Source organism: Streptomyces sp. CC53 (assembly GCF_001865245.1).
Taxonomy (GTDB): domain Bacteria; phylum Actinomycetota; class Actinomycetes; order Streptomycetales; family Streptomycetaceae; genus Streptomyces.
Map to the genome: position 1 here is coordinate 1 of NZ_MKXB01000215.1, position 7,161 is coordinate 7,161.

Below are 7,161 nucleotides of genomic sequence, written 5' to 3' on the forward strand. Positions count from 1 at the left end.
GGATCAGCCCGCGCACCAGCCGGCCCGGGGCGCCCGCGGCGGCGCCGGGCGTGAGGTGCCGGCGGTGGTGGGCGCGCAGCAGCCGGAAGAACTCGGCGCGCCGGGCCGCCGGCAGCCGGCCGGGCGCCGAGAACAGCGCGGTGAGGTCCTCCACCATGCGGCCGAAGAGAGGGGCGCGCCAGCGGGCGAGGGCGCAGCGGCCGTCGACGTACGCGAAGAGGCGGTCGTACTGCGCGAACACGTCGAAGTCGCGGTCGCCGTGCACACGGCTCCGGGGCGGGCGGTGGTGGACGCACACCCGGTCCAGCGTGGCGAGCGACCCGGCGGCCAGCAGGGCGGGGTACGTGACGGGCAGGTGCCCGTGGTGCCCGGAGGGGAACCGCAGGCCCCTGCGCTGCAGGAACTCGCGCCTGCATGCCCTGTTCCACACGACGGGCGGCAGCCGCAGCAGCTCCGGCCGGTCGGTGAGCGTGAAGGGGGCGGGCCCGTCCTGCGCCAGGTGGCGGCCGGAGGCGTCGGGCCGCGGCTCGCCCGTCCACGGCACCTGGGCGTGGCCGTAGAGGAGCACGTCCGGGGAGCCGGTCTCCTTCAACCGGTCGGCGACCGTCTGGAGGGCGTCCGGGGTGAGTGCCGTGTCCCCGTCGAGGAAGAGGACGTAGTCGCCCGCCGCCCGGTCCAGCCCCGCGTTGCGGGCGCGCCCCGGCCCCCGGTCCGCAGGCAGCCGCAGCACCGCGACCCGCCGGTCGCGGGCCGCCACCTCGTCGGCGATCTCGGCACAGCCGCCCGCGCCCCCGTCGCAGACCACGATCACCTCCAGGTCGTCGAAGCGCTGCGAGAGCACCGACTCCAGGCAGGCGTGCAGGGAGGACCGGACGTGGTACGCGGGGACGATGACGCTGAACCGGGGCATGGCCCGGCAACGCCCGCCGGGCGCGGCGGGTTACGCGCGGGTGCGACATCCGAGGGTGCCCGCCCCGCCCTGCCCGCGATCAGCGGGTCCCCGGGGGGCGGGTGAGGTGACATGGCGGGGCGGCGACTTGACGAGGCGTCAGTGACGGGTGTGCCCTCACCTCGGGGTCCGGGGAGCGCCGGGCTCGCTGCCGCCCCGGACGAGGCCGTGCGGCTGCCCAGGGCGGGTGCCGGAACCGGCCGCGCCGGCGCCCCGGCCCGCGCCCCTCCGCCGGGCCGTTCCCGCCTCGGCCGTCGTGCCGGTCTGCTCCTGCGGCTGTACCGCTCCCGTATCCCTCCGCCGGGCCGTTCCCGCCTCGGCCGTCGTACCGGCCCGTCCTCGCGGCCGTATCCCCCGGCCCGCCGGGCGGGCCCTGCCGGCCTCCGTACCGCGTGCCGCCGCCGTGTCGCCCCCGCCACCCGGGCTGCTCCTCGGCGCCGCCCGGTGTCGGCCGGCCGGGAGCCGCCCCCGTGGGGCGCTTCCGCCGCCGTGCCGGTCCCCTGACGTGCGCCTCCACCCGGGGCTACTTCACCGCGCCCGCCATCACGCCCGACACGAACTGCCGCTGGAACGCGAAGAACACCGCCAGCGGGATCACCATCGACACGAACGCCCCCGGTGCCAGCACGTCGATGTTGTTCCCGAACTGGCGGACCTGCTGCTGGAGCGCCACCGTGATCGGCGGTGACGCCGAGTCCGCGAAGATCAGGGCGATGAGCATGTCGTTCCACACCCACAGGAACTGGAAGATGCCCAGCGACGCGATCGCCGGGCCGCCGAGCGGCAGCACCACCCGCGTGAACAGCCGCACCTCGCCCGCCCCGTCCAGCCGCGCCGCCTCCAGCAGCTCGCGCGGGATCTCCGCGAAGAAGTTCCGCAGCAGGAAGATCGCGAACGGCAGACCGAACGCGGTGTGGAACAGCACCACGCCGAGGGTCGTCTCGAAGAGGCCCACCGCGCCGAACAGCTTCGACACCGGGACGAGCGCCACCTGCACCGGCACCACGAGCAGGCCCACCACCACCAGGAACCACCAGTCCCGGCCGGGGAAGTCCAGCCACGCGAAGGCGTAGCCGGCGAGCGACCCGACCACCACGACCAGCACCGTGGACGGGACCGTGATCTGCACGGTGGACAGCAGCGAACCGGTGATCGCGCCGTCGGAGAGGAGCGCACGGTAGTTGTCGACGGTCAGCTGCGCCGGTGCCGTGAAGACGGTCCACCAGCCGCTCGCGTTGATGTCCGACGGCGAGCGCAGCGACGACAGGAGCAGGCCCACCGTCGGCATCAGCCAGAACAGCGCCACCACGACGAGGACGACCCGCGCCGCGCCGCCGCCGAGGCGGGAGGCGAGCCGGGAGGCCGCGGAAGGGGAACTCATCGTCGGGTCTCCCTCCGGATCCTGCGGATGTTGGCCAGCATCACGGGCAGCACCAGCAACAGCAGCAGCACCGCGATGGCGCTGCCGACCCCCAGGTGGGCGTCCGTGCCGAACGACGACCGGTACAGCTGGAGCGCCAGCACGTTCGCGTCGTCCTGCACGGAGCCGGGCGCGATGATGAAGACCAGGTCGAAGATCTTCAACACGTTGATCGTCAGGGTGGCCAGCACCACCGCGAGCACCGGCGCCAGCAGCGGCACGGTCACCCGCCGGAACACCTGCCACTCGTTGGCGCCGTCCACCCGCGCGGCCTCCAGCAGTTCCCGCGGCAGCGCGGCGAGGCCCGCGGCGATGAGGACCATCGCGAAGCCCGCCCACATCCACACGTAGCTGCCGATGATCGCCGGGGTCACCAGCGTCGGGCCCAGCCAGTCCACCCCGTCGTACGGGGCGCGGAAGTTGGACTCCGGCAGCCGCAGGTGCGCGCCGTCCGCCGCTGCCGGCAGGGAGAAGGCGCCGTCCGCCGCGACCGTGGTGGAAGCGACGACGCGGCCGTCCCTGACGGCTTCCACCGTGAGGCCCTTCAGACCCCGCTCCTGGGCGTCCACCGTGTTGGGGGTGCCCCCGCCGCCGCGGGTGAAGTCCAGCCACGCGGTGCCCGTCACCCGGTCCTGCGCCGCCGCCGGGGCCTTCGCGGGGCGCGCGCCCTCGGGCATGTCGCCCGGGGCCACGCCCACCAGCGGCAGCAGCGCGGGCGTGCCGACCCGCACCGGCTCCTTCGTGAGGTACGCCCCGCCGCCCGCGGGCTCCAGCGGATGCACCGGCAGGGGGCGGGCCCGCGGGTAGGCCGACGCCTCGGCGAACGTGTCGTGCACGCCCACCCACACCGCGTTGGCGACGCCCCGCCCCGGGTCCTGCTCGTACACCAGGCGGAAGATGATGCCCGCCGCCAGCATGGAGATCGCCATCGGCATGAACACCACCAGTTTGAACGCCGTGCCCCACCGGACGCGTTCGGTGAGCACCGCGAAGACCAGCCCGAGGGCCGTGGCCACCGCCGGGGCCACGCCCACCCAGACCGCGTTGTTCCGCACGGCCGTCAGGATCGTGTCGTCCGTGAAGATCTCGACGTAGTTGCCCAGGCCGACGAAGCCGGTCCCCGGCCGGTCCAGGAACGACCGGTGCACCGAGTAGCCGATCGGGTACACCACGAGGGCGCCCAGCAGGACCAGCGCGGGCAGCAGGAACGCCGCCGCCATCAGGCCGCGGGGCCCGGCCGCCCGGTGGCGGCCCCGCCCTCGGGCCCGCGGGGGAGCGGTCGCCGCCACGGCGTCAGCTCCCGTCCCGGTAGGCCGCGGCCGCGTCCGCCTCCAGCCGCCGCTGCGTGCCCGCCACGTCCCGCGGGTTCTTCAGGAAGTCCTGCAGTGCCTTCCACTCGCCCTTCCCGGGCGTTCCGCCGAAGGACTGCGGCATCTGGTCGGACATGTCGAAGCGGAAGGAGTCACCCGACGCGATCAGCGCCTCGGCGATGCCGCGCTGGACGTCGTTCGGGTACGCGGCGGGGTCCAGCGCCTTGTTGGGGGAGAGGAACCCGCCCTCGGCCGCCCACAGCGCCGCCGCGTCCGGCGAGGCCAGGAACGTCATCAGGGCCTGCGCCGCCGGCTTGTCCGTCAGCGCGACCGCGACGTCCCCGCCCGTCACCACGGGCGGCTCGCCGCCCACGGCGGGGAACGGGAACACCTTCGCGTCCGTGCCGATCTCCGCGTCGGTCTGCGCGATGTTGACGGAGACGAAGTCCCCTTCGAAGACCATCGCGGCCTTCGGCCGGTCGCCGCCCGTGAAGGTCTGGGTGACGGAGGCGGGGAACTCCGTCTGCAGCGCCCCGTCGGCGCCGCCCGCGATGAGGTCCGGCCGGCCGAACAGCTCCGCCAGGGTGGTCAGCGCCTTCGTGACCGACGGGTCGGTCCACGGGATCTCGTGGCGGGCGAGCCGGTCGTACTTCTCCGGCCCGGCCTGCGAGAGGTACACGTTCTCGAACCAGTCGGTCAGCGTCCAGCCGTCCGCGCCGCCCACGGACACCGGGGCGACTCCGGACGCGGAGATCGTCTCGGCCGTCGCCAGGAACTCCTTCCACGTCTTCGGTTCGCTCACCCCGGCGTTGTCGAAGACGGCCGCGTTGTACCAGACGAGGGACTTGTTCGCGGCCTTGAAGTACACCCCGTACAGCCGGGAGTCCACCGTGCCGAGCTGCTGCCAGCCCCGGGAGTAGTTGGCCTCGACCTGCCCGCGCGTGTCCCGGCCCGCCGGCTTCGCCCAGCCCCGCTCGACCGCCTCGTGGAGCGCACCCACCTGCTGGAGCATCGCCACGTCGGGCGGGGCTCCTCCGGCGATCTTCGTGCCGATGTAGTTGAGCATGGCGTCCTGCGTCGGCACGTAGCCGACCTTCGCGCCCGTGCGCCGCTCGAACTCCTGGAGGACCTTGGTGAAGGCTTCCTGCTCCGGGCCGGTCCACACGGCCACCACCTGGAGCTCCTGCCCGTCCAGCCGGGGTAAGGACACCGTCTCCGCGGAGCCGGTGGGGCCGGTGGAGCCGGCCGTGCCGCCCTTGCCGTCGCCGTTCCCGCCGCAACCCGCCAGGGCCAGGGCCCCGACCGCGGCCAGGGCCGCGACGGCCCGGCGGGTGTGCAGAGTTGTCCGCATCGCTGCCCCGTTTCTCCGGTTGCTGTGCGTCGTCCTCGTGCGTGTCCCTTTCGTTCTGGTCTACGCCGCACACCGGGGGGCCGCAATACCGCCGTCGGCCCCAAGAGGCCTATCGTGATGGGGTCGTGACGTTCCGTCATGTCCCGGTGGGGTGGCGGGCGGGGCCGTCGGGCGGCGTCACCCCGCCGCCCCGCGCCTGCTCCGTCCAGCGTTCGGCGTCCGCCGCCTCGGCCCGGGGCCCGCGTCGTTCCACGGGCGGCGGGCGGCGGGCGCTCAGCGCGGTGCGGGGTCCGGCACGAGGGGCGCCGGCGGGTTCGCCTCCACCGAACGGGCCGCCCGGTCCAGCGCACTGGCCAGCAGCGCCAGATCCGTCGGGCCGTTGCCCAGTTCGCGTACCGGGCGGCGGGTCGGCGGGTCGCCCATGCGCTCCCACTCCAGGGGGACGACCGTCGGGCGGAGCGTCGACGTGCGCGGGATGCGTCCCGTCACCCGCCCCGCCTGGAACGGCGTCACCCGCCCGTCCGCGTGCACGGCCCGGCCGCGCCCCGGCGCCGGATCGTCCGGGCCCGGCACGGTCGGCGGGGCGTCCAGCACCACCCGCAGCCGCGCCTGCCGAGCCACCTCCGTGGCCGCCGTGCGGTCGGGGTGCGCGGTCGCCGCGACCACGTGCACGCCCAGCCGCCCGCCGTCCCGCGCCACCGCTTCCAGCGCCCGTACGACCGACCCCGCGGCCGGGCGGCCCGGGCTGCCGAGCGCGGGGGCAACCAGGGCGTCCAGGTCGTCCACGAGGACGACGAGGAGCGGCGGCCCCGCCCCCTCGGCGGCGTCCGGAAGCCGCCCCGCGGCCAGTTCGGCCCGCCGCTTCAGCTCCGCGCCGAGCGCCTGGGCGAACGCCCGCATCCGGACCGGGTCCGACGCCACCAGGTACCCGCTCACGTGCGGCAGGTCCGTGCACGGGCCGAGGCCCTCACCGCGCTCGCCCGCGCCGTCCACCAGCAGCAGCCCCAGCCGGTCCGGCCGCGCCGCCGCCGCCAGCGAGGCCGCGACCGAGCGCAGCAGCTCCGTGCGGCCGCTGCCCGCCGGGCCCTCCACCAGCAGGTGCGGGCCGTCGCCGCCCGTCAGGTCCACCCGGAGCGGGCCGTGCGGGCCGCGGCCCAGCACCGCCGTACCGTCCGGGGCCGACGCCCAGCGGGCCATCAGCGACGCGGGCGTGGCGCGGGCCAGCTCCAGCTCGTCCAGCAGCCGGGACACCCGCGGCAGCGCCGAAGCCGCCCGGCCCCGCGCCCCCGGGTCCTGCGCGCGCAGCGGCGCGAGGGCGCGGGCGAAGCGCTCCGCCCACGCACCGGACACCGCGTCCACGGCGGCCACCGTGCCGTGCCCGGCGGGCCGGCCGCCGGCCGCCCGCATCACCCGCAGCGCCGTCGCCACGTCGCCGCTCAGCAGGCCGACCGCCCCGCACTCCCGGAACGCCGGGGACGTGTCGCAGGCCGCCTCGTACGTGGCCGCCAGCGGGGACAGCGCCGACGCGGGCGTCGTCTCCGCGAGGCACACCAGGTGGATGCCCGCGGCGGCGCCCGCTCCCGCCAGCCGCGCCATCGTCTCGCGCAGCGCGCCGGTGCCGGGGTCGCCGTCGACGACGACCACCGTGTGCGCCCCCGGCGCCTGCGGCCCGCCGTACCGCGCCGCGGCCTCCTCCACGGCCGCGCGGGGGGCGCCGGCCCAGTCCGCGCCCAGCGGCCCGTCGTCCAGGCGCCGGGTCAGCTCGGCGGCGCGGGCGGCCGCCTGGTCGGGGTCGTACGCGAGGAGCAGCCGGCAGTCCTGGCCGTGCGCGGGGCGCACGTGCGGCAGCCAGCCGAGCCAGTCCCAGTCCCGGACCCGCTGCTCCAGCGGGCGCGTCCGGTCGGCGCTGACCAGCACCACCTCCAGGTCCGCGGGCGCGTGCAGGGCGGTCAGCTGGGCGAGGACCGACCGGGCGAGCCCGAGCAGTCGCGGGCGCGGGCCCGCCAGCCCCAGCGAGCCGGCCTCCCGCAGCCCGACGGTCACCGGGACAGCGGCCAGCTCCGCCCGCTCGGTGGTGCCGAGCCGCACGGTCAGCGCCTCGGGGTGCCCGGCGGCCCGCTCCCAGAGCCGG

5 protein-coding genes are annotated in these 7,161 nt (G+C 76.3%); all 5 read right to left on the reverse strand.

Annotation, left to right across the window (positions count from 1 at the left end; all coding sequences use genetic code 11):
- Positions 1 to 910 (reverse strand): glycosyltransferase family 2 protein (locus tag BJP40_RS28790; RefSeq protein ID WP_143066049.1); only part of this gene is annotated, 910 nt, incomplete at its 3' end.
- A 562-nt stretch (positions 911 to 1,472) separates the two neighbouring features.
- On the reverse strand, positions 1,473 to 2,330 hold the full coding sequence (locus BJP40_RS28795) for a carbohydrate ABC transporter permease (RefSeq protein WP_071283394.1): 858 nt from the start codon (positions 2,328 to 2,330) through the stop codon (positions 1,473 to 1,475).
- Positions 2,327 to 3,658: a carbohydrate ABC transporter permease gene (locus tag BJP40_RS28800; RefSeq protein WP_071283397.1), complete on the reverse strand. Its 1,332-nt coding sequence runs from the start codon at positions 3,656 to 3,658 to the stop codon at positions 2,327 to 2,329. The genes BJP40_RS28795 and BJP40_RS28800 overlap by 4 nt, the downstream gene beginning before the upstream one ends.
- A 4-nt stretch (positions 3,659 to 3,662) precedes the next feature.
- Complete coding sequence (locus tag BJP40_RS28805; RefSeq protein ID WP_071283400.1) at positions 3,663 to 5,030, reverse strand: ABC transporter substrate-binding protein; 1,368 nt, start codon at positions 5,028 to 5,030, stop codon at positions 3,663 to 3,665.
- A 273-nt stretch (positions 5,031 to 5,303) separates the two neighbouring features.
- The coding region (locus BJP40_RS28810) for an FtsK/SpoIIIE domain-containing protein (RefSeq protein WP_256220838.1) at positions 5,304 to 7,161 on the reverse strand (1,858 nt) is incomplete at its 5' end.